Genomic DNA, 23,900 nt, shown 5'->3' with positions numbered 1-23,900 from the left:
GCTCCAGTCGAGTAGCGATCGAAACCGAATTTCATGCGCAAACGGACCCGCGCACCAACGATCGTCGAGGATTCTCTCGGCGTTTCGGCTCCGAACTCTACCGTCCGGTGCAGCTCAGAGCGGTGATCGGGCAGGCGCGGCGAGTCGGCCGACGTAACCGGCTTGCGGTCGTCGTAGGCGTCGCGTCGATTTTCGCGAATGGCGGGCAAACCGTCTGACTTCATACCAGATCGGAGTCGACGAACTCACCACGCACGAGTCCGCAGCCCGGTCGCCGCCGCCGTCCGCACCGCCAGCTCGCCCAGCGCGGCAGCGGATTCGATGCGCGCCGGGTCGATGCTCACCAGGCTCAGCACGTAGTCGTCGCCGATGCGGCACAGGTAACCGGAGAGGCGAGTGCGCGGCAGCTGCGCGGTGGTCAGGCCGGGGTGGATGGCGCGGGCGGCAACCCCGGTGCAGCGGTGCGGGCCGAGCGTGCGTAAGGAGGCGGGCAGCGTTCCGATGTTGGAGCACAGGATGTCTCGTTCGCCCGCGCCTTCGGACAGTGCGTAGGCCAAGCGGTCGGGGACCACTTGGAGCAGTTCCTCGGGCATGTCGCCCGGCGCGGACATGCGGCGCTCGTAGGCCGAACGAGCCGATGTGCGGATCGTCGCGGGGGTGTCGGCTCGGCCGATCTCGATCTGCGTCATGGCGAGATCGTTGTCGACGCGTGGCTCGTCGCGGGTGTCGACGGGCAGGCTGGCTTCGATCGTCTCGTTCGGAAACCCGCTGTCCCAGAGCATGGTCGCGACAAGATGGATGAACAGGCTGTTGGCCGTGCCGCCGCTCGTCGCGGCGGCGCGATCCCACTCGGCGGCGGAGCATTGCAGGATCGCACTGTGCGTCGTCGACCCGCCGATGGTGCACGGCTCCTCGGGCCGGTTCCTGGCGGCGGGCCTGCGCGGTATCCCGCGACGCAGCGCCGCGGCGGTGCCGCGCAGAACGATTGACCATTGGCGCTGTGCGTCGGACCAATCCGAGTCCAGCACAGCGGGGTTCGGTGGCTGAGCACGGGCGCCGCCCAGCGCGTCGTCCACGGCGAGCGCGAGTGCCCGTCCGTCGGCCAGCGCATGGGAGCACGCAAGGGAGACGACCGAACCGCCGTCGTCCAATGTGGCCGTCGAAAGCCGCCATCCGGGACCGTATTCCGGATCGAGCTGGTCGCCCTGCGAGTCGGCCCAGTCGAGTAGTTCCGCGACCGGGAGGACGCCATCGGCGCGAGCGATCGGATGCGCGCGGACGTTCGGTCGCCAGGATCGGCGAGCCCCTGCCACGCGCGGCCGGACCACCCTGCGTCCCAACGGCCCCGAGCGCAAGGCATCGTGGACCCGTGCCAGCAGTGCCGGGTCCACGACGTCGGCCGTGCGCCACAGGCCCTGCAGGGCGACCGGGGTGCCCAGCCCGCGGTGGGTGCGGAGAAATATCTCGTCGACGACGCTCAGGCGGCCCATCGGGCTCAGTCGCGACCGCCGTGCCGGCCCGCACCGTTCGCGAACCGCTGTGCACCCTCCAGCGCGCCGTCGGCCAGCGCCGTCAGGCCGTGCCGGAACTCGTTGCGCAGCGCTGTCTCCTCGCCCATCCCGTCCTGCTCGAGCAGCGACATGCGGTCCGAGCGCAGGCAGGCTTGCGGTAGCGCGGCCAGTTCCGCGGCGATTTCTTCCGCGGCACTGCGGGCTTCGCCGGTGGGCACCACGCGGTTCACCAGTCCCATCCGCAGCGCCTCGTCGGCACCGACGGGACGTCCGGTGAGCACCATGTCCATCGCGCGGCCGGTGCCGACGATGCGCGGCAGCCGGACGGTGCCACCGTCGATCAGCGGGACGCCCCAGCGGCGGCAGAATACGCCGAAGGTGCTGTCCTGCTCGGCGACGCGCAGGTCGCACCACAGCGCGAGCTCGAGCCCGCCCGCCACCGCGAACCCGGAGACCGCTGCGATCACCGGTTTGGACAGTCGCATGCGGGTCGGTCCCATCGGGCCGTCGCCGTCCTCGGTGACCTGGTTGGAGCGCTCGGTGCCCAGTCCCTTCAAGTCGGCGCCCGCGCAGAAGGTGCCGCCGTCGCCCCACAGCACGGCTACGGCCGCGTCTGGGTCGGCGTCGAACGCGCGGAAGGCGTCGGCCAGCGCGGCGGCGGTCGGTCCGTCGACCGCGTTGCGTGCCTCGGGACGGTGCAGGATCACGGTGGTCACGGGCCCGTTGCGTTGGATCAGTACGGTCACGTGCTCGACCATACGTCGTAAAAGCGCCCTTGTGTGAAGAAATGAATCCATGGTTCACTTCTTGTGTGGCCTACCGCAGAACCCCCGCCGTGCAGGCCCGCTTGGACGCGCAGGCGGGGCTGATCGTGCACGCCGCGACCAGGGTGCTGTCCCGCGGTGGGTACGCCGCGCTCTCCATGGCGGCGGTCGCGGCCGAGGCCGGAGTGGCCACCGGGACCGTCTACAAGAATTTCGACGGCAAGGCCGATCTGGTGAGCGCGGTCTTCCGCAAGGTTGTCCGCCGCGAGGTAGCCGCGGTGGCCGAGGCGGGCGCGCACGGAACCGCCGTCGAGCGGGTGACCGCGGCGGTCGAGACCTTCGCCGGTCGTGCGTTGAAGAATCCGAAACTGGCCTACGTGCTGCTGGCCGAACCGGTCGACACCGTCGTCGACAGCGAACGGCTGACCTTCCGGCACGCATTCGCCGAAGTGTTCGAATCCGCTGTGGCCGAGGGGGTTTCGCGAGGCGAACTGCCGCCCCAGGACCCGAGGATCAGCGCGGCGGCCCTGGTCGGCGCGATCGGCGAGGTGCTGGTCGGCCCGCTCGCGGACGCACCGCACGGGGAATCCGTCGTCCCCGAACTCATCGCTTTCGCGATACGCGCGCTGGGTGTGCGCGCCGACCAGGGCGTCGACGGCGCTCAGCTGGAATCAGGAGTGGCAGATGCAGACGCATGAAGTCTTCAACCAGGTGCCCGACATCGTTCCCTTCGACGTCTCGCGGAACCCGTCGCTGATCGAGGGATTGCACCGGGAAGGTGCGGGCTGGGCCGAACCGGAGGTCCGAGAACTCGGCGCGCTCGCGGGTGGCGCCGAGGCGCAGGAGTGGGGCAGGCTGGCCAACGAGTACCCGCCGGTGCTGCGCACCCATGATCGCTACGGCAACCGGATCGACGAGGTCGAGTTCCATCCGCACTGGCACAACCTGATGCGAGTCGCCGTCGAACACGGCCTGCACGGCTCACCCTGGCTGGACGACCGGCCGGGCACGCATGTCGCGCGCGCGGCGAAGTTCTACACCTGGGGCGTCGCCGACGCGGGCCACATGTGCCCGATCTCGATGACCTATGCGGTGGTGCCCGCGCTGCGGCACAACCCGGACCTCGCGGCGAAATACGAACCGCTGCTCGGCTCCCGGATCTACGAGTTCGGCCTGCGTGAGCCGTCCACCAAAGCCGGGCTCATCGCGGGCATGTCGATGACCGAGAAGCAGGGCGGCTCGGACGTCCGTGCCAACACCACCACCGCGACCCCGCGGCCGGACGGCACGTACCGCATCGTCGGGCACAAGTGGTTCACCTCCGCGCCCATGTCGGACCTGTTCCTCACGCTGGCGCAGGCGCCCGGCGGCCTGTCCTGTTTCCTGCTGCCCCGGGTGCTGCCGGACGGCACTCGCAATCCCCTCCGGATCCAGCGGCTCAAGGACAAGCTCGGCAACAAGTCCAACGCCTCCGCGGAGATCGAGTACGAGAACGCCACCGGCTGGTTGGTCGGCGCGGAGGGCGCCGGTGTCAAGACCATCATCGAGATGGTGAACATGACCAGGCTGGACTGCGTGATCGGCTCGGCAACCGGCATGCGGGTCGGCGCGGTGTACGCCGTCCACCATGCCAGGCACCGGGAAGCGTTCGGCGCCGAGCTGATCGACCAGCCCGCCATGCGTAACGTGCTGGCCGACCTGGTGATCGAATCGGACGCCGCGACCACCGTGATGATGCGGCTGGCCGGTGCCACCGACCGGGCCACGCAGGACCCGGCCGAGGCGGCGCTGCGGCGAATCGCGTTGGCGGTCACCAAATACTGGGTGTGCAAGCGAGCGCCCGCGCACGCCGCCGAGGCGCTGGAATGCTTCGGCGGCAACGGATATGCCGAGGATTCCGGGATGCCGCGGCTGTACCGTGAGGCGCCGGTGATGTCCATCTGGGAAGGTTCCGGTAACGTCGCGGCGCTGGATGCCTTGCGTGCCATGGGTCGTCAGCCCGAGACCGTCGAGGCGTACTTCAACGAGGTGTCGCTCGCGAAGGGTGCGCACCCGCGCCTGGACGATGCGATCGCCCGGATCGGCAAGGAACTGTCCGACCTGAGCGACATCCAATACCGCGCGCGGCGCATCGTCGAGTTGATGGCGCTGGTGCTGCAGGGCGCGCAACTGGTCCGGCACGGCCACCCGGCCGTCGCCGACGCCTTCTGCGCCACTCGGCTCGGCGACGATTGGGGCATCGCGTTCGGCACGCTGCCCACCGGGGTGGACACCGGCGCCATCATCGAGCGAGCATTCGTCTGATCCGACCGGCCGCTCGAGCGGGCCTACCGGGTGTGCGCCGTCGAGTGTTTGTCTGATGCGGCAGCCGCTCGGGTGGCCGTGGCGTACTCGTGCGGTCTCGGTTTTGTCTGATGCGGCAGGTCGGTGGGGTTGGTCGTCCGCGAACTCGTGCGGTGTCGAGCGTTCGTTCGACCGGGGCGGTCGCTCAGGCGGTCGGCGGGTCGAGCACTCGTTCGACCAGCGCGGTGTCGCAGTGCTCGACCACTTCTTTCAGCTGGCCGTCGGCGACCCGAAAGACGAAACAGTAGGTCTGGTCATAGGTTTCGCCGCGGGTGGTGACGCCGTAGCCGCGCGCCTGCACAACCACCCGGTCACCCTCCGCGACGATCACGTCGGCCGCACAGCGGTATTCGGTGAACTGCGCCATGAGTGGGCGCAGGAGTTGCTGTAGCACAACGGATTTCGGCTCCCATATGCCGGTCCACGACCAGTCGCCGGGGAACACCCAGCGGAAGTCGTCGGCCATCGCGTCGCCCATGGCGCGGGTATTGCCGTGGGACATCTGCTCGAAGATGCCTTCGAGCAGCTTCTTGTTCTCGATCACACTCACGTCGACGACCCTAGCGCCGCGCCACCCATGCGAGAAGCGAAAGTCTCGCATGGGTGGTATGAGTAGCTCGCATGAGTGACTTCACCGTCGTCGGCCTGCGCGTGGTCCTGGAGGCGGCCGCCAGACGAAGTCGGCCGTCAGGACAGACTGTCGAGTGACTCGAGATCTATCACCGCATGCGTCATGCGCTCGAGATTCGCCCGTGATACCGCCTCGGGCTGCATGGCCGGCTCCAGCGCGCCGACACCGAGCGTCAACAGCCAGAAGAACAGCCCGTGGAACAACTGCTGCCGATATCCGAGCCACACCTCGTCCAGTGACAGTGCCGGGCCGCCCGACGTGGCCAGCTGATCGGCATAGATCCCCAGCAGGTCCTTCTCCCACGCCCGGCGATCCTCGACGGTGAGTGCCGAGGTCAGCGCATAGGCGACATCGAGACCCCAGTGGCCCTTGGTGATGCACTGCCAGTCGTACAGGCCCATCCGCCCGTCGCCGTTGATGTACCAGTTCCGTGAGTGCACGTCCGAATGCAGCAGCGTGGCCGGACCGTGGTTGTGCAACTCGAGTGAGCGGAGAAACGCAGGCCACAGCTCGTTTCGCCGCGCGAGAAATTCCGGCGGACTGACATCGGCGGCACGGTTGACGCCCACCACGCTGCGGGTGCGGAAGCGAATCAGCCGATTCACGTCCAGCTGCCACGTTTCGGCGTCTTTGATTTCCCTGAGGTCGGAATCGAATCGTGGGCTCTGCCAGAACGTTCCGTGCACCGTACCGAGCAGCCGGACGATATCCTCCGCCTTCGCGCGATCGATAGACATCGTTGTCGGATCTCCGAACGTGCACCCGCGGGTTTTCGACACATCCTCCAGCAGGAACATAGACCTGCCGGACCTGGTGTCGACACCGGCGAAATATCCTGACGGCGCCTCGATGTCCAAGTCGGGACGGATCACGTTGTAGAACAATGCCTCCGAGGCTGCCGCCCCGGTCGGACCCGTCACCAGGCGAGACCGGAAAGTCGGTGTGGACTTCGTGAACACATCGACAGGGAGTCCGGCGGCGGATCCGGCGGCGTTGTACTCGATCGTTACGGCGCGACGGCTGGTGGAGCCATCACTTCCGCTGCCAAGCGTAAAACTCGATACTTCGGCGCCCGGCACAGCACTGCACAATGCATGGGTGAGCCACTCGGTGGTGAGGAACTCGGGCGATCGGGGAACCTCTGTCAACGCGGTCGGCCGAGTCGGCAGCAATCGCTCCCGGATGGCATGCGTCGCGATTCGCCCGGCGATCCCGAGCACACGTGTCTTGGTCAATTTACTCATGGCGAGTCTCAGTTCCTTTGGTCGACGTCGGCCGTCGCGAGAGCCATCAGATGCTCGACCAGACGGACCAGGACGAGCTTGGCCGAATCCCGGTCTCGGACATCGCATAGTTGCACCGGGACATGAGGGGCGATGTCCAGGGCACCGCGGACCTCGTCTTCGTCGTAGATGTCTGCCCCGTCGAAGCAGTTCACCCCGACGATGAAGGGGATGTCACGGGACTCGAAGAAGTCCACCGCGGCGAAGCTGTCCTGCATCCGCCGTGTGTCTGCCAGGACAACCGCGCCGAGCACGCCGACCGACAGCTCTTGCCACATGAACCAGAACCGGTCCTGCCCCGGCGTGCCGAACAGGTACAGCACCACGCGCGGGTTGAGTGTGATCCTGCCGAAGTCGAGTGCGACCGTGGTTGTCGTCTTGGATTCGACACCGGTCAGATCGTCCACCACAGCGCCGATGTCCGACAGTCGCTCTTCGGTGCGCAGCGGCGGAATTTCGCTGACCGAGCCAACCATCGTCGTCTTTCCGACACCGAACCCTCCGGCGACCAGGAGCTTGACTGCCTGTACCTCGTGAATCTCGGGCACGCCGAGACTGTCAGATGTTGCGAACACCATCGAGCACCGCCTGCAGCAGCTGGACGTCGGGACGATCGACGGACTTGGTCGGGGATCTGAAGATCAGGTGCCCCGAGCTGATCAGATCGCTGACAAGCACCTTGACCGCCGCCAGCAGGAGGTTCAGTCCGGCGGCGATCTCGGCGATCGTCAAGGGCCGTCCCTGGCACATCCGCAAAATGTCTCCGTATTCCCGATCCAATGTCGCTGCCTCGGTCTCCGGCCGGATCGCGACGACCAGCGTGATGATGTCGAGGTTGTGCATATCCCGCCCGGCGCGCCCCCGTGTCACCGCGAAAGGGCGAACCAAGGGGCCGGGGTCTTCGTCGAACCACGAGCCGTCGTCGTATGTCATGGTGCGTCAGCGCGCCGCCGAAGCGTCCGTCGCTGCCCTCGGAGTCGCGGATAAGCTGGCACCGACCTGCTGCACGATCACGTTCATCTCGTAGGCCACCATTCCGAGATCGGCATGCTCCGAGGCCAGCAACGCCAGGCAGGCACCCTCGCCGGCTTCGGTCACCACCAGATAGCCGTACTCGAGTTCCACGACAGTCTGTTGCACAAGTCCTTTGCCGAACTGTTTGCCGACACCGCGAGACAGGCTGCCGAAGGCGGACGCCATCGCGGCGAGATGCTCGGCGTCCTCCCTCGTCAGATCTTTCGAACGCGCGACCACCAGTCCGTCGGCGGACAGTACGACTGCCTTTTCGGCCCCCGCCAATCGGTTCACCAGCTCGTCGAGCAGCCAATCCAGCCCGCGCCCAGTGATGCCGGGGCCTGTGTGATCATTCATTTCTCGACCATCCGTTTCCATCTATGGGACTGACATCCGAGTTTCGCCCCTCACGTGTTCCCCGCTGGAACGAAGCCATCGCATTGCGCGCTTCGTCCGGACTTCGCCGCCGCGGCGTCCGGGTAGACGACACCGAGTTCGGCGGTTCGGCGTTCTCCACCCGCAGTTGCGGTGCGAGGTGGCTCTGACGCTGCCGCCGCGGCAGCGGCGCCTTCGTGCGCCGGGTTGTCGACGACGGACGATCCACCGCCCCAACCGATTCGGGTCCGCCGCTACCAGCAGGAAGCGGGGTCGACGGCAATGCCGCGACGATGGCGGGCTCCGCAGGCCAGGGCGGCAGTTGGCGGAAATCGTTCCCCGCCATCCTCGGCACCGGGTCTGCGACGGATTGCGGAGTGAACGGCGGGCGATGGTGTCTGCCACCGGACCGGACGTCGACCGGGCTGCTTTCGGCAGTCCGCGGACCAGTTCCCTCGGCGCTATCGAGCAGCTTGGCGGGTATCAGCGCGATCGCCTTGATCCCGCCGTACGCCGACTCCAGGAGATTCACCGCGATGCCGTGCCGCTGGGCCAGCTGCCCGATGACGAACAAACCCAGATGGCGGTGCCCTGCCAAGGCCATTTCCTGGAAGTCGGGTGACTCGCGCAGGAGTTCGTTGAGGCGCTCCCGCTCCTCGAAATGGATGCCGAGTCCTTGATCCTCGACTTCGACCACCACCCCTTTACCGACGAGGTTTCCCCGGACCGACACCGGTGAATCCGGCGGTGAGAACGCGGCCGCGTTGTCGATCAGTTCGGCCAGCAGGTGGACCACGTCGGCGACCGCGGCGCCCACCACTCGGACCTCAGGCAGCCGCACCGCGCTGACCCTGGTGAAGTCTCGGGTTTCGGAGATCGCGCTCCGGACGATCTCCTCGAGCGTCACCGGCTTGCGCCACTTGCGGCCTGGTTGGCCGCCGCCGAGGATCAACAGATTCTCAGCGTTGCGGCGAGCGCGGGTGGCCAGGTGATCGAGCTGAAACAACAGCTCGAGATGTTCGGGATCGTTCTGCTTTGCCTCCGCCGTATCGAGGACGCCGAGTTGCTGATGGACCACGACCTGGCTGCGGCGGGCGATGTCCATGAAGACCCGGTTGATTCCGCCCCGGGTCCGCGCCTCGGCCGCGGCCGCGGCGACCGCGGTCCGCTGTGCCGTGTTGAACGCCTCCGCGACCTGCCCGATCTCGTCGACGCCGTCGTCGACGATCACCAATTCGGCGTCGACATCGACCTGATGCCCCTCGCTCAGTCGCTGCACCATCGAGGGCAGCGCCTGGTCGGCCAACTCCAAGGTCTTGGCACGCAGCGAACGCAACCGCCGGACCAGCGTACGGGCCAACTGAATGGCGATGACGAACGAGACGACAGCGACCACCAGCATGGCGATACCGGCCGCGATCCCTTGCGCGAGCTGTGCTTCGGCGGATTCCACCGTCCCGTGCTCGGCGTAGCGAAAGTGATCACCTGCCAAACCCCGCAGCTCGGCACTGACTTTGCCCTGCGCGGCAAGCCACTCGTCCACCGGCATCGGAAGTCTGCCGGTCTGCGCCAGAACGTCCTCGGCGGACACCGTCGAACGCCATTCGCTACTTGCGATGAGCTTCTCGTATCTTGCCTTTTCAGCGGCGGTCAGCTGCTGCACCGCCGCGTCGAGCTGGCTGTGCAGAGCACCGACCGACCGGGCATAGATCAGCCGGTCGGGCGGGCTGAGAACGCTTCCGCCCACCAATATTCCCGCGGCGCGTCCGACCCCGCGAGTGTGCACATCGGTTATCCGCATCAAGTCGGCCGCCGCGATCTCCTCGGCGACCGTGTCAGGATTCGGGGAGGTACGGGCAGTGCTCTCGAGTCCGATCGCGACGACACCGGCGAGCTGGGTGTAGAAGTCGTCGATCTCGGCGGCGGTAGCCTGCCGGGTATCAACCGCGTTGCGGACCGCTGATTGCTGTGCGGCCATTGCCCGGAAGATAGGGGAGGACTTTGCTGTCGCCTCGGGATTGAGCTTCTCCAGCACGGGAGCGATATCAGCGATTTTCTTCAGGGCGGCGTCGGTTTCATTCCGCTTCGTCGGCAGGTCTGCCGATGCCTGCGGGTCATCGCCGATAGTCAGGAGACTATATGTTCGCTCGTTCTGCGCCGCGGTAACGAGCCCGACCGCAGGATCGACCTGGACGCTCAAGTTCTTGGACCAGTCCCGCGCCGAGACACCCTCACTGATTTGCAAGCCGGCGAACGTCGTGCCGGTGATGACGAGGGCAAGGCTGGGGATGAGCACGATGGCGAGAACGCGCGCGCGAATCGATCTGGGCCGTGGCATGATTCGGCGGAAGCCGAGCCGCTGAGCGCCCGCGTGGAATCCGACTTTCACAGCACCCCGCAGCCCTGCGTGAGCGCTCGGCTCGTATGCGCTGCACCGAGTTCAGCCACGTGGAGCCGGCCACGATCACTGTGCAGTGGCGGGTCTGCTCGGCGTACAACCGGCCGCGCCTGGAGAATCAATGCTGTTCCTCGATCCGCTGTGTTACTTGCTTGTTCACGATCGCCCACTGCTGGGTAACAGATGCCCCTTCGGCGGACCGGGTACCCTCGTCGCGCCGGGCCGGCAATCGGCGGGCGAGGATAGTGCCTGCGTGCTGGTGCCGGATTGCCGTGGATGCCTTTCTCGGCGTTCGGCACTGATGGCTCGCAGACTGTTCGAAGAGCGGTGGCCATGAGGTGACGAAGGCCCACCGCTGGGTAGTTGAGACTGTCACAAACTACTGAGTGCGACGGAGCGTAGTCAAGACAACTGCCAGCGGTCATTGTCAGCCGCATCTCGAAAAGTGTCGACGTACGAGATCTGCTTGACTGGAGATGTGAGTGCCACCATCCAGCGCCACCCGTGAGGCGAAGCTCGCGGCGCGATAGTTCGCAGTGCTCGAAAACTTTTCGGCAGCAAGGGATACCACGGCACAAGCCTGCGCGAGATCGCACACCTCGCCGGGGTCAGCGAGGCACTTCTCTATCGCTATTTCGGAGGCAAAGAGGTTCGGAGGCAAAGAGGTTCGGAGGCAAAGAGGTTCGGAGGCAAAGAGGTTCGGAGGCAAAGAGGTTCGGAGGCAAAGAGGTTCGGAGGCAAAGAGGTGCTGTTCGAGGAGGTGCGCGAGCCGTACCGCGGCCTCATCGAAGACTTTCTCAACGACTGGAAACACCCCGACGCGCGACTGTCCAATGCGGAGGTGGGCGCGCGATTCGTCAGCGGTCTCTACGATTTCGTGCTGGCGAACCGTGATCTCCTCTTCGCACTCGCGGCCGCGAACCGGTTCGGAATTCGGAGATCGGCGAGGCGGGCCTACTGAGCGACGGTATCCGGAGTCTGGTCGAATTCGCCGCGACGGAAGCCGATGCGCGCGGCCTCGGACACATCGACCTCGAAATGGCAGGCTCCTGCACCATTGCGCTGGTTATGGCCATGGGAATTCTCGATGACCTGTTGTTCCCCAGCGGTGTCGGACGCCCGAGCAAGACACGTCTGGTGCGCGAGATGACCAAGTACGTAGAGGCAGGGGTCCAGCAGGCAGAAGAGATTACGCCGCCCGGCTGATATCACGACCCTGCTCGGGGCCCCTACCCGGCCGAAGCCCACGGCGTGGTGCATGAAACGGCTTGTCCCTGTGCCGCTCACCGGGCGGTAGGGTGATGGTGGTGGCCGGGGAGTTTGTGGAGCGATCGTTGGACTGGTTGGTGCGGCGAGTATCGGGCCGGGCTGGGAGCGGACGGTATCTGGTCGGGATCGCGGGTCCACCAGGGGCGGGCAAGTCGACGCTGGCCGGTTTACTGCGGAACGCGATCGACGCCGAGGTGGGGGCGGCCGTCGCCGAGATAGCGCCCATGGACGGCTACCACTTGCCCAACGCCATGTTGCGCGCGGCGGGAAGTCTTGCGCGCAAAGGGGAACCGGATACCTTCGACGTCGCGGGGTATCTCGCGGGCCTGCGCCGTTTGCGGACCACGCCGCTCGGCGAGCCGGTCGCCTGGCCGACGTTCGACCGGAGGATCGATGCGCCGGTACCCGGCGGTGTGGTGTTCGACCGGCAGTCCATCGTGCTCACCGAAGGCAACTACCTGCTGCTGGACGACTTCGAGGGCCGGAGGTGGTCGGCGGTACGGACATTGCTCGACGAATGTTGGTACCTGGACGCGCCGCGGCCACTGATCGAGGATCGCCTGCTCAGCAGGCACATTCGTGGTGGCCGCACGCGTGCGGCGGCGATAACGAAGGTGCACGAGAGCGATCTGCGCAACGCGGACCTGATCGCGACCACAATGGCACGCGCCGATCTGGTGCTGCGCGAGCACGCGGGGTGCTACACGGTCGCCGAGCGCTGACCGCTCTACACACCCCGCGCAGCCGCGGATCGCGGGTGCGCCACTCCGCGCGATCCGTTGTCAGCGGTGTGCGCGGTACCAGCGGATGAGTGCGTCGGTAGACGAGTCGCCCTGCGACGCCGGGTCTTCCGCCGCGGTAAGCAGCGGAGCGAGGGCAAGCGCCTGCTGCTTGCCGAGTTCCACGCCCCACTGGTCGAAGCTGTCGATGCCCCAGATCGCGCCTTCGACGAAGACCTGGTGCTCGTAGAGGGCGATGAGCTGCCCTACGACCGACGGCGTGAGCCGCGGCGCGAGAATGGTGGTCGTCGGACGATTGCCCGGCATCACCTTGTGCGGCACCACCTTCGGGTCGGTGCCTTCCGCGGCGATTTCCTCGGCGGTCTTGCCGAACGCGAGCACCTTGGTCTGCGCGAACAGGTTGCTCATCAGGATGTCGTGCATGCTGCCGGTGCCGTCGCGGGTAGCCAGATCGTCGGTGGGACGGGCGAACCCGATGAAGTCGGCCGGGATGAGGCGGGTGCCCTGGTGCAACAGCTGGTAGAAGGCGTGCTGGCCGTTGGTTCCCGATTCGCCCCAGAAGATCTCGCCGGTCGAGGTGGTGACCGGGGTGCCATCGGCGCGCACCGACTTGCCGTTGGACTCCATGGTCAGCTGTTGCAGGTAGGCGGAAAAGCGGGCCAGATCGTTCGAATACGGCAGCACAGCACGGGATTCCGCGCCGAAGAAGTTCGAGTACCAGACACCGAGCAGGCCGAGCAGCACCGGCGCGTTCGCCTCCAGCGGCGCCGACGCGAAATGCCGGTCCACGGTGTGCATTCCGGCGAGAAACTCCGCGAAGCGCTCCTTGCCGATGGTCGCCATCACCGAAAGGCCGATAGCCGAGTCCACCGAGTAGCGGCCGCCGACCCAGTCCCAGAAGCCGAACATGTTCGCGGTGTCGATGCCGAACTCCACCACCCGCTCGGCGTTGGTGGAGACCGCGACGAAGTGTTTGGGGACGGCGTCCTCGCCGAGTGCCGCGACCAGCCAGCGCCGGGCCGCGGTCGCGTTGGTCAGCGTCTCCAGTGTGGAGAAGGTCTTGGAGGCCACGATGAACAGCGTTGTCGCCTGGTCGAGCCCGTCGAGTTTCGCGACCAGGTCGGCGGGGTCGACGTTCGAGACGAACCGTGCGTCGATGCCTGCGTCGGCGTAGTGCCGCAGCGCCTGGTGCACCATCACCGGCCCCAGATCCGAACCGCCGATGCCGATGTTGACCACCGTCGCGATGCGCTCGCCGGTCGCGCCCCGCCACTCGCCGGAGCGCAGCGCGTCGGTGAAATCGCCCATTCGCCGCAGCACGTCGTGCACCTCGGCGCCCGCGTCGGCGCCGTCTATGGTCACGGTCTCGCCTTCCGGCAGCCGCAGCGCGACGTGGCCGACCGCTCGGTCCTCGGAGGTGTTGATGTGGTCGCCGCGGTACATCGCGTCCCTGCGCTCGGGCACGCCCGCCTCGCGCGCCAATTCGACGAGCAGGTGCAGGGTCTCCCTGGTCACCCTGTGCTTGCTGTAGTCGATGTGCAGGTCCCCCACCTGGACGGTCAGCTCGCTTCCACGGGCGGGATCGTCGGCGAAGAACTCCCTGAGGTGTCGTCCGGCGACGGCGCCGTGGTGATCGTGCAGTTTCCGCCATGCCGCCGTCGCGGTGATGTCGCTGCTCACGTCCGCCGAGGTTACAAGCAGGCTCCGCTGTGCGCACGGAAATGTTCGCTGAGCGGGTGGCGATGGAGCGCGATGCCCTGTGCTGCCCTGCTGTTCGGCGGCCGTGCCGTGCGAAGCCGAACAGGTGACGAATCCCGGGCGCGCCGAGGTTCGGGCGTCGGCTGTGCGATCAACGGTGTGCGCCGGAGGAGCGGCATAGTCTGGCCCCATGGTGTCCGAACGTGAAGTTCTCGAATCTGTACCAACGCAACTGTGGATCGGCGGACCCGTCGACGCCACCGGCGCAGTCACGTTTCCGGTGCACAATCCGGCGACCGGGGAGGTGCTGACGCAGGTCGCGGACGCGACACCGGAAGACGCCGTGCGTGCTCTTGACGCGGCCGTCGCGGTGCAGGCCGAGTGGGCGGCCACGCCCGCGCGGGAGCGGGCGGAGATCCTGCGGAAGGTGTTCGAGCAGATCACCGCGCGCGCGGAGGAGTTCGCACTGCTGATGACCCTGGAGATGGGCAAGGCGCTGCCGGAGAGCCGCAATGAGGTGCGCTACGGCGCCGAGTTCTTCCGGTGGTTCAGCGAGGAGGCCGTGCGCGTGCACGGGCGCTACCTGCACGCGCCGTCCGGAAGTGGCCGCATCGTGGTGCACAAGCAGCCGGTGGGCCCGTGCCTGGCGATCACACCGTGGAACTTCCCGCTGGCCATGGGGACGCGCAAGATCGGCCCCGCACTGGCCGCGGGCTGCACGATGATCGTGAAGCCCGCGTCGGCCACGCCGCTGACCATGCTGCTGCTGGCGAAGCTGTGCGGCGAGGCCGGTCTGCCTGACGGCGTGCTGTCGGTGATCACATCCAGCCGATCGAGCGCGGTGACCCAGCCGCTGCTGGACGATCCCCGGCTGCGCAAACTGACCTTCACCGGCTCCACCGATGTCGGCAAGAAGCTGGTGGAGAAGTCGGCGAACGGACTGCTGCGCACCTCGATGGAGCTCGGCGGCAACGCTCCGTTCGTGGTGTTCGACGACGCCGACGTCGATGCCGCCGTGCAGGGCGCGATGCTGGCGAAGCTGCGCAACGGCGGCGAGGCGTGTACCGCGGCCAACCGCTTCCATGTGCAGAACGGTGTCCTCGAGGAGTTCACCACCAAGTTCGTCGAGGCGATGTCCAGCAGCGTGACCCTCGGGCCTGGCTCCGACCCGGACACGACGCTCGGCCCGCTGATCAACGAGGACCAGCTCAATACGGTCAGCGAGTTGGTCGACGACGCCGTCGCGGCGGGCGCACGGGTGCGCATCGGCGGCAAGGCACCCGGCGGGCCCGGCTGGTTCTACCCGGCCACCATCCTCAGCGAGGTCCCGGCGCAGGCCAGGATCCTGCGCGAGGAGGTATTCGGCCCGGTCGCCCCGATCATCGGCTTCGAGACCGAGGAGGAGGGTCTCGCCGCCGCGAACGACACCGAATTCGGCCTGGTCAGCTACGTCTACACCCGCGACCTCGACCGCGCTCTCCGGATCGCCGAGGGCCTGGAATCCGGCATGGTAGGCGTCAACCGCGGTGTCATCTCCGACACCGCCGCGCCCTTCGGCGGTGTCAAGGAGTCCGGTTTCGGCCGGGAGGGCGGAACCGAGGGCATCGAGGAGTATCTGTCCACCAAGTACATCGCCCTCACCTGAGCGCGCTACCGCCCGGGTGGTGCTGCGCACGGGGCGCGACCACCCGGGCGGTAGCTCGGCTCTGGTCCTGTCGGTCCTGTCGGTCCTGTCGGTCTCAGCCTGCGCCGCCCTGCTCACCGCGAGCCTGTCAGCACCGACTGACACGCCCGATCACAGGCTGCGGACATGAAACGACCGCCCCGAGGTCTGCGCATTCGGGGCGGTCTTGGGGATGCGACGGTCCTGCGATCGCCGCGTGGGTCTGTGTGCCGTGTTCGACGGCTGAGAACAGGTGCCCGCGATCAGTGGCCGAGGCGGCCGCGTCCGAGACGAAGCAGCAACATCGCGAGGGTGTGGCCTTCCTGGCCGAGTTCACTGAAGCGCTCCAGGACCTTCATTTCCCGGCTGTGCACGAGGCGCGTCCCGCCGGACGCCATCCGAGTCCGGCCGATGATCCGGGAGATCTCCGTGCGGCGCTTGATGGCGGCGAGGATCTCGGCATCGAGGCGGTCGATCTCCTTGCGGAGTTTGTCGATCTCAGCCTCGGTCCGAGGCAGCGCGGAATCCGACCCGGTCGTCGTGGCGGGGGTGCTCATCATTCATCTCCTCGTGTCAGAACATCGATCGGTGCGTGCGCTCGGCGCGTTACCGATCAGTTCTTTCACCGTGAAACAGACCTGGTGGGACCTTGTATTGTCCCCCCACCAAGGTGCTCTCAGGTACCGGCCCCGCGATCACGATTCTCCGGCGGGTGGCCGGATGGGATGCATCGCGAGAGGGCATAACATTCGGTCAGTCTGCCACGGGGTGGAAGGTCTGCAAAACGATTGCGTTTGTGAGCTTCCTGATAAGCCCTGGTCGGTTCACTCATGCTTCCCAGTGATGGGAGCTCACACTGTTCGGTGCCTGATCCCGGACGACATCGAACCCGGGGCTTCATGTCTGTCGGTGCTCGCCGGTAGCGTGGATGGACGATGGACATCACGGTGGCTCCCACAACGCATGCCGGTCGGGTCGGGTACCCGGATCCGACTTCGAATCCGCAGATCGTCGGCGGAAACGCCGAGGAGGAGGGGGTGTGGCGTGCCGCTGTCCCCGAGCCGCCGCCGTCGGACTCCGAGCGCGAACAGCAGCGCATCGAGCGAGAGCGGCGCCGCGCGGAGGAGGTCGAACGACTGCTCGACGGACTCAACCCGCAGCAACGCGCGGCAGTCGTGCACACCGGATCGCCCCTGCTGATCGTGGCGGGCGCGGGATCGGGCAAGACGGCCGTGCTCACCCGTCGCATCGCCCACCTGCTCGCCGCCCGGGGGGTGACCCCTGGACAGGTGCTCGCCATCACCTTCACCAACAAGGCTGCCGCGGAGATGCGGGAGCGCGTGATCGGACTGGTCGGTCCGCGCGCGAACAACATGTGGGTATCGACCTTCCACTCCAGTTGTGTTCGCATCCTGCGTATGCAGGCCGCGCTCCTGCCCGGCCTGAATTCGAATTTCTCCATCTACGATGCCGACGATTCGCGGCGGCTGCTCACCATGATCAGCCGCGACCTGGACATCGACACCAAGAAATATTCGGCGCGGCTATTGGCGACCGCGATCTCGAATCTGAAGAACGAGCTCATCGACCCGGTCCAGGCCGTGACGGACGCCGAGTCGGACGATGCCGAACTGCCCGGCTTGGTGGCCAGGGTCTATACCGAGTATCAGCGTCGGCTGCGCACGGCGAACGCGATGGACTTCGACGACCTGATCGGCGAGACGGTGGCGCTGCTGCAGAACCATCCGCAGGTCGCCGAGCACTACCGCCGCCGGTTCCGGCACGTGCTGGTGGACGAGTATCAGGACACCAACCACGCGCAGTACGTCCTGGTGCGCGAGCTGGTGGGGCACCATCTGGTGGATGAGGCCGAGGACCGGGTGCCGCCCGGCGAGCTGTGCGTTGTCGGCGACGCGGACCAGTCCATCTATGCCTTCCGCGGGGCGACCATCCGCAACATCGAGGAGTTCGAGCGCGACTTCCCCGACGCGGAAACCATTCTGCTGGAGCAGAACTACCGCTCCACCCAGCACATTCTGTCCGCCGCCAACGCGGTGATCTCGCGCAACGAGAATCGGCGCGACAAGAAGCTGTGGACCGATTCCGGCGAGGGTGACCTGATCACCGGCTACGTCGCCGACAACGAGCACGACGAGGCATCGTTCGTGGCGCGCGAGATCGACCGGCTGGTCGACCAGAGCGACGCCAACTACGGCGACGTCGCGGTGTTCTATCGCACCAACAACAACTCCCGTGCGCTGGAAGAGATCTTCATCCGGATGGGGCTGCCGTACAAAGTGGTCGGCGGCGTCCGCTTCTACGAGCGCAAGGAGGTGCGCGACATCGTCGCCTACCTGCGGGTGCTGGGGAACCCGGACGACGCGGTGAGCATGCGCCGCATCCTGAACACCCCCCGCCGCGGCATCGGTGATCGGGCCGAAGCCTGCGTCGCGGTGCACGCCGAACAGCGCGGGATCGGTTTCGCAGCCGCCCTGCGCGATGCCGCCGACGGCAAGGTGGCCCTGCTGAACACGCGTGCGCAGCGCGCCATCATGGGCTTCCTCGACCTGCTCGACGAGATCCGGGCGGCGGGCGAACGCGCGGAATCCGACTTCCCGGACGTGGGCAATGCCGTCGAGGCGGTGCTGGAGCGCACCGGCTACCGTGCCGAGCTGGAGGCATCGGACGACCCGCAGGACGGTGCCCGTCTGGACAACCTCAACGAATTGGTCAGCGTCGCAAGGGAATTCAGTTCCGAGGCATACAACAACGCGGAGGCTGCGCGGCAGGAGGGCCTGCTTCCGGAGGTGGGCGAGGGTGAGCCGGACCCTGGTTCGCTCGCCGCGTTCCTGGAACGGGTGTCGCTGGTTGCCGACACTGACCAGATTCCGGACGAGGGCTCCGGCGTCGTCACGATGATGACGCTGCACACGGCCAAGGGGCTGGAGTTCCCGGTGGTTTTCGTGACCGGGTGGGAGGACGGGCAGTTCCCGCACATGCGTGCGTTGGGCGACCCGACCGAGCTGGCCGAGGAACGCCGCCTCGCCTACGTCGGCATCACCAGGGCGAGGCAGCGCCTGTATCTCACCCGCGCGGTGGTCCGTTCCGGCTGGGGACAGCCGGTCTCCAATCCGGAATCGCGCTTCCTGCAAGAAATTCCGGGACATCTCGTCGACTGGCGGCGGCTGGAGCCCACCGGGTCGCCCGCGTCCAGGGGTATTCGGCGGCGCGGCGGTGACGACGACGGGGTGGAGCGGGACTGGACTCGTGGAGACGGCTGGTCGGAGCCGCGTCCCGGGGTGCGCGACCGCGGTCCGCGCAGGCCAGCACCCGGCGGCTCGACGCGAAACAACACCACTCTGGTGCTCGCGGTAGGCGATCGGGTCAGCGACGACAAGTACGGGCTCGGCCGCGTGATTGCCGCCGAGGGCTTCGGGCCGTTGGCCACCGTGACCATAGACTTCGGCACCGCGGGCAAGATCCGGTTGATCCCGCAGTACAGCAGGACGCTGATCAAGCTCTGAGTGTTCGGCCCGGTCCGGGTTGGTAGCCGAGCCGTGTTCGGTCGGTACGCGGAGGGTATTTGGGCCCTGCCCGCCGTCGCGGTGCCTCGGTAGGGTCCGCGGCATGGATACGGTCGCGCAGCACATCCTGTGGTTCCTGCCCATGCTGTGGCTCGGCATGGTGCTGGCCATCTCGTTCCTGGGAGCGCCGCTCAAATTCCGCGCTCCCGGGATCACCCTTCCCTCGGTCCCGGTTATCGGCCGCTTGGTGTTCCGCGCGCTGAACGTCGCCGAAACCGTGCCGGCCGTGCTACTGGTGGTCGCGGCGCTGGTGATGGAACCCGGCGCGACCCCGTGGCTGTGGCTCGCCGCTTCCGTCGCTTTGCTAGCCGTCCAGGTCTTGGTGGTGCGCCCACCCCTGACCCGCCGCACCGATCGCGTCCTTGCGGGCGAGGGCCTACCGCGCTCACCCGCACACTTCTGGTCCATTGGATTTCAGGCGAGTTGAGGACGTACTCCGAAGCGTGCGGTCAGGCATCAGGCCGCCACCTACTCCAGATTAGCGATGATGCGCCGCATGACATCCATCATCTGGGCGAACTCCTGATCGCTGATGCCAGCGGCGGACAGCTCTCGGATGCGCCCCACGGTCTCGGCGGCGGCTGCGTGGGCCGTGCGGCCAGCGGCGGTCAGGGCGTACTTGCCGTCGGGGCCGCGTTCGACCCAGCCGCGAACGGCCAGGTCTGCCACCACCTCGTCGACGTTCTCTTTGTTCGCTTCCCAGAACGGGCGCAGTGCATCGACGAGTTGTGCGTCGTCGACGGCTCCGCGGCCGATCGTATTGAGTGTTTGCCACTGACGCCTGGTCAGCCCGGTCTCGGAGATGAGGCGGTCGAATGTCAGCTCGATGAGCTGGTCGAGGCGTTTGACCTGGTAGCCGATCAACCGGTTGTCCGCGGCATCGGCCCCGGTCGCGGCCTTCGGCTGCGCGGACTCGTTCGATTGCCCGCCGCATGCGGCGAGCGGCATCGTGATCATGATCGCGACACCGAGGAGGAGGGTGCGCAAATTCATCGGGTACTCCTTCGCGGAATATATGCGCCTAGGAATATACATATCGTATTACATGTATATGCCTAGTTATAACATGGTCGGATGGACGATGTCGAGCAGGTCGAGCGAGCGATGATCGCGATTCGGCGCAGGCAGACAAGGCGTGCACTCGGCACTGATGCCGCACCCACCGGACAAGCCTTCGATGTCCTCGACGTGATCGAAGCTTCGTTGGAACCGACGGTGTCCGTGGTGGCGACCGCGTTAGCGGTTGACCAGCCGAGGGCAAGCAAACTCGTCGGTGCTGCGGTATCGTCCGGCCTGGTTCGCCGGGTAGCTGATCAGGCCGACGGCAGGCGGTCCGTCCTGATGCTCACTGAGCAAGGTGAACAGATGCTCGCCGAGTCACATCGGCGACGCAGAGCCGCCTTCGACGCGGCTATGGGCGACTGGACAGCACGTGATCGCGCCGATTTCGCCAGGCTGCTAACCCGATTCGTCGACGCTATGCCATAAGTCGGACTTGCAGCCTCGGTGGGGGCGCGATGGAACGGCAAACTCGCGTACGAGACCCTCATGCCGATGGGACTCGACTCGCTACCAGCTGAACGGTCGCCACCAATGATCTGGCGGCACCACCGAGGTCGGCGGGGCTGTCAACCTTCCAGCCCCTCGCCTGCGGAGGGGTGATCAGTCGCGCTGGGGGCCGAGGCTGATGCCGCGGCTCGCCAACCAGGGGAGCGGATCGACCTTGTCGACGCCATTCAACCAGACCTCGAAGTGGCAGTGCGGGCCGGTGGAGAAGCCGCGGTTGCCGATCGTGGCGATCTGGTCGCCTGCCATTACGCGCTGGCCCTGCGACACGGTGGCGGTGTCGATGTGGCCGTAGATGGTGATGGTGCCGTCGTCGTGGAGCAGGCGGACCCACATGCCGAACCCGGCAGCGGGCCCTGCCTCGACCACGGTGCCGTCGGCGACGGCGACGATCGGGGTGCCGATCGGGCCCGCGATATCGATACCGAGATGCTGCACGCCCCAGCGGGCGCCGAATCCGGAGGTGAAGGTGCCCGCGGCGAACTTGGTGAAGAGCGGGCGGAGCTTCGCGGCCTCTTGGGCGGCGAGGTCCTCGGCGTACTTCTGGCCCTTGTGCAGGATGTCGTTGAACTGGCCGAGATCGGCCGGTGCCGAAACGTTCAACACCTGCGGCGATTCCGGCGAGGCGCCGGGGTCGGCCACGTTCATCGACTGCGCGGCGATCTCGTGGATCTGGCCTGCGGCCTCGTAGTCGACCGCCTGTGACGGCTGCTCCGGCGAAGCGAACGCGGCCTGCCCTGCGGCGACGACCGCACCGGCGGCGACCGCGGCGACCGCGGCGCGCCCCTTGAGGGCGGCGGGCGGTGCGGGCAGACGGTGCGCGCCACCACGCTTGTTCGCGGCGCGACGGGCGGGGATTACCGTGGGCTCGGCCGGGGTGTCCGACTCGGGTTCGGTGACCTCGGGCGCCCAGCTCTCCTCCGGAGCCCAGCTGCTGTCTTCGGACGCCCACGAGTTTTCCTCGGACGCCCACGAGCTCTCTTCGGCCCATGCATCGCCGGAGTTCCATGCGCCACCGTCGGACCAGGAGTTTTCCTGCGACCACTCTTGCTGGGCGGACCCGTTGTCCGCAGCCCAGGAGTTGTCGTAGCCCGCGTTCTGGTAGGCCGCGCTGTGGTAGTGCGAGTCGTCGACAGAAGTGTCGCCCTCGCCCGCTGCCTCGTAGCCGTATTCGGCCTGCGATACCGGGGCGGGGGTCGCGTTGTACAGCGAGTTTCGATGCCGATCCATCGAGGGACCCCCGTGCCTACCGGCCGCGCCGAAGGATTCGCTGTCGAGGCGGTAACGATGTGCGGACAGCGCGCGATCATCCGGAGCGAAGGTGGAGCGATGATTCATCGGCGGTGCCACATCGTGAAGCGGAAGATACTCGAATATCCGCTGGTCAGCGGCGTCGGTCGGTCATATGCGGAGCGGCTCTCCCTCTGCGGAGCGCTGTGCTGCGTCAAGGCTTGCCGTCCTCCTCGTCGTGACCGTGTTGTGACATCGACCGCAATGACGGTAACGAAACGATTGCGTGCCCACAAGCGCTGCGCGACCTCCTATCCGAACATGTGATATTCATCACGCTCGTCGCGCGGAATATCTCACTGCGCTATGGGCACTCGCGAGAGGTCGTCCGACGACGAGTTGTAGTAGGCCGATGCCTCCCCTGGGTTCGGCGGCTCTACCTGCCGCGGCGTCGGCAACCTACTCATCGGTAGCGTTGGCCAGCGGTTTTGCCTCTGTGGGCAGCGCTCCGTGACCTGCGCCACTTAGGATGTACGTGGCCGATTGGCCGTCCATGTGACTGGTTAGAGTCCGACCCGACCCGCTTCCGACGTCGGGCCGCCAACAAAGACGTTGTCATCGCAACGCAGACGAGACGGTGAATACATGGATCTCTTCGAATATCAGGCGAAGGAGCTCTTCGTTAAGCACGGAGTGCCTTCGTCCGAGGGCCGCGTCACGGACACGGTCGACGAAGCCCGCGCCATCGCGGAGGAAATCGGCAAACCGGTGATGATCAAGGCCCAGGTCAAGACCGGTGGCCGCGGCAAGGCGGGTGGCGTCAAGTACGCCGCCACCCCCGACGACGCGCTCACGCATGCGCAGAACATTCTCGGCCTGGACATCAAGGGCCACATCGTCAAGAAGCTGCTGGTCGCCGAGGCCAAGGACATCGCGGAGGAGTACTACATCTCCTTCCTGCTCGACCGTGCGAACCGGACTTACCTGGCCATGTGCTCGGTCGAGGGTGGCATGGAAATCGAAGAGGTCGCCGCGACCAAGCCGGAGCGGCTGGCCAAGGTTCCGGTCGACGCGGTCAAGGGCGTCGACCTGGCGTTCGCGCGGTCGATCGCCGAGCAGGGTCACCTGCCCGCCGACGTGCTGGACGCCGCCGCCGTGACCATCCAGAAGCTGTGGGAGGTGTTCGTCAAGGAGGACGCCACCCTGGTCGAGGTCAACCCGCTGGTGCGCACCCCACAGAACGAGATCCTCGCGCTGGACGGCAAGGTCACCCTGGACGAGAACGCCGAATTCCGCCACGAGGACCACGAGGCGTTCGCGGACAAGGACGCGACCGACCCGCTGGAGCTCAAGGCCAAGGAGAACGACCTCAACTACGTCAAGCTCGACGGTGAGGTCGGCATCATCGGCAACGGCGCAGGTCTGGTCATGTCGACCCTGGACGTCGTCGCTTACGCGGGCGAGGGTCACGGCGGCGTGAAGCCTGCCAACTTCCTGGACATCGGTGGTGGCGCCTCGGCAGCGGTGATGGCCGCCGGCCTCGATGTCATCCTGAACGACGAGCAGGTCAAGAGCGTGTTCGTCAACGTGTTCGGCGGCATCACCGCCTGTGACGCGGTCGCCAACGGCATCGTCAAGGCGCTGGAGATCCTGGGCGACAACGCGAACAAGCCGCTGGTGGTCCGGCTGGATGGCAACCGAGTGGACGAGGGCCGCAAGATCCTCGTCGACGCCGCGCACCCGCTGGTGACGCTGGCGCAGACAATGGACGAAGGCGCCGACAAGGCCGCCGAACTGGCAGCCGCCCGCTAACGACGGCCGAGTAAGGACG

The 23,900-nt window shown here is 66.8% G+C and carries 22 protein-coding genes and 1 pseudogene; 11 read left to right on the top strand and 12 right to left on the bottom strand.

Translation table 11 applies throughout. From position 1 onward, the window contains the following. Nucleotides 1-245: 245 nt before the first annotated feature. Together OHB12_RS20785 and OHB12_RS20780 are read right to left on the bottom strand one after the other, a co-directional pair. Nucleotides 246-1,490: a hypothetical protein gene (locus OHB12_RS20785; protein WP_327110254.1), complete on the bottom strand. Its 1,245-nt coding sequence runs from the start codon at nt 1,488-1,490 to the stop codon at nt 246-248. A gap of 5 nt (nt 1,491-1,495) precedes the next feature. Next, on the bottom strand, nt 1,496-2,257 hold the full coding sequence (locus OHB12_RS20780; protein WP_327110253.1) for a crotonase/enoyl-CoA hydratase family protein: 762 nt from the start codon (nt 2,255-2,257) through the stop codon (nt 1,496-1,498). A 65-nt stretch (nt 2,258-2,322) separates the two neighbouring features. On the opposite strand from OHB12_RS20780, the gene OHB12_RS20775 reads away from it, so the two are divergent. Beyond that, nucleotides 2,323-2,973, top strand: coding sequence for a TetR/AcrR family transcriptional regulator (locus tag OHB12_RS20775; RefSeq protein ID WP_327110252.1), 651 nt, complete (start codon nt 2,323-2,325; stop codon nt 2,971-2,973). Continuing rightward, nucleotides 2,960-4,579: an acyl-CoA dehydrogenase family protein gene (locus tag OHB12_RS20770; RefSeq protein ID WP_327110251.1), complete on the top strand. Its 1,620-nt coding sequence runs from the start codon at nt 2,960-2,962 to the stop codon at nt 4,577-4,579. Before OHB12_RS20775 ends, OHB12_RS20770 begins: the two co-directional genes overlap by 14 nt. Nucleotides 4,580-4,763: 184 nt before the next feature. Here OHB12_RS20770 and OHB12_RS20765 read toward each other — a convergent pair whose 3' ends face one another. The 6 genes from OHB12_RS20765 to OHB12_RS20740 form a co-directional block, all read right to left on the bottom strand. Further along, on the bottom strand, nt 4,764-5,168 hold the full coding sequence (locus tag OHB12_RS20765) for a nuclear transport factor 2 family protein (RefSeq protein ID WP_327110250.1): 405 nt from the start codon (nt 5,166-5,168) through the stop codon (nt 4,764-4,766). A 137-nt stretch (nt 5,169-5,305) separates the two neighbouring features. Continuing rightward, nucleotides 5,306-6,493, bottom strand: coding sequence for an aminoglycoside phosphotransferase family protein (locus OHB12_RS20760; protein WP_327110249.1), 1,188 nt, complete (start codon nt 6,491-6,493; stop codon nt 5,306-5,308). Between the two features lie 8 nt (nt 6,494-6,501). After that, complete coding sequence (locus OHB12_RS20755; protein WP_442799823.1) at nt 6,502-7,110, bottom strand: GTP-binding protein; 609 nt, start codon at nt 7,108-7,110, stop codon at nt 6,502-6,504. After that, complete coding sequence (locus OHB12_RS20750; protein ID WP_327110247.1) at nt 7,091-7,465, bottom strand: DUF742 domain-containing protein; 375 nt, start codon at nt 7,463-7,465, stop codon at nt 7,091-7,093. The genes OHB12_RS20755 and OHB12_RS20750 overlap by 20 nt, the downstream gene beginning before the upstream one ends. A 6-nt stretch (nt 7,466-7,471) precedes the next feature. Continuing rightward, on the bottom strand, nt 7,472-7,903 hold the full coding sequence (locus OHB12_RS20745; RefSeq protein ID WP_327110246.1) for a roadblock/LC7 domain-containing protein: 432 nt from the start codon (nt 7,901-7,903) through the stop codon (nt 7,472-7,474). Continuing rightward, a complete protein-coding gene (locus OHB12_RS20740) occupies nt 7,896-10,310 on the bottom strand; it encodes a sensor histidine kinase (RefSeq protein WP_327110245.1) in 2,415 nt (804 codons plus the stop codon). The genes OHB12_RS20745 and OHB12_RS20740 overlap by 8 nt, the downstream gene beginning before the upstream one ends. A 535-nt stretch (nt 10,311-10,845) precedes the next feature. Here OHB12_RS20740 and OHB12_RS36405 point away from each other — a divergent pair. The 4 genes and pseudogenes from OHB12_RS36405 to OHB12_RS20725 form a co-directional block, all read left to right on the top strand. Then, a pseudogene (locus OHB12_RS36405) lies at nt 10,846-10,956 on the top strand (helix-turn-helix domain-containing protein); the annotation flags it as partial. Nucleotides 10,957-11,064: 108 nt separating this feature from the next. After that, the gene (locus OHB12_RS20735; protein WP_327110244.1) at nt 11,065-11,280 is read left to right on the top strand and encodes a hypothetical protein; all 216 of its coding nucleotides are present in this window, start codon (nt 11,065-11,067) and stop codon (nt 11,278-11,280) included. 113 nt (nt 11,281-11,393) lie between these two features. Then, nucleotides 11,394-11,525 carry a hypothetical protein gene (locus OHB12_RS20730; RefSeq protein WP_327110243.1) on the top strand — a complete coding sequence of 44 codons (132 nt, stop codon included), beginning with the start codon at nt 11,394-11,396 and terminating at the stop codon, nt 11,523-11,525. A gap of 101 nt (nt 11,526-11,626) precedes the next feature. Next, a complete protein-coding gene (locus OHB12_RS20725; protein WP_442799822.1) occupies nt 11,627-12,310 on the top strand; it encodes a nucleoside/nucleotide kinase family protein in 684 nt (227 codons plus the stop codon). Nucleotides 12,311-12,370: 60 nt separating this feature from the next. Here the strand turns inward: OHB12_RS20725 and pgi are convergent, their stop codons facing one another. Then, the gene (gene pgi / locus OHB12_RS20720) at nt 12,371-14,008 is read right to left on the bottom strand and encodes a glucose-6-phosphate isomerase (protein WP_327110241.1); all 1,638 of its coding nucleotides are present in this window, start codon (nt 14,006-14,008) and stop codon (nt 12,371-12,373) included. Nucleotides 14,009-14,216: 208 nt separating this feature from the next. Here pgi and OHB12_RS20715 point away from each other — a divergent pair, with 208 nt between their 5' ends. Then, nucleotides 14,217-15,671 (top strand): NAD-dependent succinate-semialdehyde dehydrogenase, encoded by a 1,455-nt coding sequence (locus OHB12_RS20715; RefSeq protein ID WP_327110240.1) that lies wholly within the window; start codon nt 14,217-14,219, stop codon nt 15,669-15,671. Nucleotides 15,672-15,952: 281 nt separating this feature from the next. On the opposite strand, the gene OHB12_RS20710 is transcribed toward OHB12_RS20715, so the two are convergent. Next, nucleotides 15,953-16,246 (bottom strand): chorismate mutase, encoded by a 294-nt coding sequence (locus OHB12_RS20710; protein ID WP_327121297.1) that lies wholly within the window; start codon nt 16,244-16,246, stop codon nt 15,953-15,955. 378 nt (nt 16,247-16,624) lie between these two features. On the opposite strand from OHB12_RS20710, the gene pcrA reads away from it, so the two are divergent. Continuing rightward, nucleotides 16,625-19,213: a DNA helicase PcrA gene (pcrA, locus tag OHB12_RS20705; RefSeq protein ID WP_327110239.1), complete on the top strand. Its 2,589-nt coding sequence runs from the start codon at nt 16,625-16,627 to the stop codon at nt 19,211-19,213. 103 nt (nt 19,214-19,316) lie between these two features. Then, entirely contained in the window at nt 19,317-19,700 is a 384-nt protein-coding gene (locus OHB12_RS20700; RefSeq protein ID WP_327110238.1) for a hypothetical protein, read from the top strand. Nucleotides 19,701-19,741: 41 nt separating this feature from the next. Here OHB12_RS20700 and OHB12_RS20695 read toward each other — a convergent pair whose 3' ends face one another. Further along, nucleotides 19,742-20,266 (bottom strand): MarR family transcriptional regulator, encoded by a 525-nt coding sequence (locus tag OHB12_RS20695; RefSeq protein ID WP_327110237.1) that lies wholly within the window; start codon nt 20,264-20,266, stop codon nt 19,742-19,744. An 81-nt stretch (nt 20,267-20,347) separates the two neighbouring features. On the opposite strand from OHB12_RS20695, the gene OHB12_RS20690 reads away from it, so the two are divergent. After that, entirely contained in the window at nt 20,348-20,761 is a 414-nt protein-coding gene (locus OHB12_RS20690; RefSeq protein ID WP_327110236.1) for a MarR family winged helix-turn-helix transcriptional regulator, read from the top strand. A gap of 174 nt (nt 20,762-20,935) precedes the next feature. On the opposite strand, the gene OHB12_RS20685 is transcribed toward OHB12_RS20690, so the two are convergent. Next, a complete protein-coding gene (locus tag OHB12_RS20685; RefSeq protein WP_327110235.1) occupies nt 20,936-22,069 on the bottom strand; it encodes a M23 family metallopeptidase in 1,134 nt (377 codons plus the stop codon). 645 nt (nt 22,070-22,714) lie between these two features. On the opposite strand from OHB12_RS20685, the gene sucC reads away from it, so the two are divergent. Then, entirely contained in the window at nt 22,715-23,881 is a 1,167-nt protein-coding gene (sucC, locus tag OHB12_RS20680) for an ADP-forming succinate--CoA ligase subunit beta (protein WP_327110234.1), read from the top strand. Nucleotides 23,882-23,900: the final 19 nt, after the last annotated feature.

This window comes from Nocardia sp. NBC_01730 (assembly GCF_035920445.1).
In the GTDB taxonomy this organism is placed as follows: Bacteria; Actinomycetota; Actinomycetes; order Mycobacteriales; family Mycobacteriaceae; genus Nocardia.
This window is presented reverse-complemented; position numbering and strand designations above follow the sequence as displayed.